A 246-nucleotide genomic window follows, 5' to 3' on the forward strand; every position below is an offset into this window, starting at 1 on the left:
GCCTAGCTCCGCTGGGCCACTTCATTAGAAGTGTACTCACTAGACTTTGCTTCGCAAAGATCGTTCGAAAAGCCACGACAAAAGCAAGATCAACCCCGACCTGATCGCCCGCAAGCGGAGCGCGCAGGCCGAAGGCGGCGGCGTGAAGGAGCGAAGCAGCCGCACTCCGACCTATCTCCTTTCGCGGATTCGGACGGCGCACAGCGACTGGAAGGCCGCTGGGTCTGGATCAAGAATCGCGGTGCT

At 60.2% G+C, this 246-nt stretch carries 1 protein-coding gene; it reads left to right on the forward strand.

What is annotated here, in order from left to right; genetic code table 11:
• Positions 1-46: 46 nt before the first annotated feature.
• The coding region (locus tag GHN86_RS23825) for a hypothetical protein (RefSeq protein WP_228389661.1) at positions 47-246 on the forward strand (200 nt) is incomplete at its 3' end.

This window comes from Pseudomonas helleri (assembly GCF_009600315.1).
In the GTDB taxonomy this organism is placed as follows: Bacteria; Pseudomonadota; Gammaproteobacteria; order Pseudomonadales; family Pseudomonadaceae; genus Aquipseudomonas; species Aquipseudomonas helleri_A.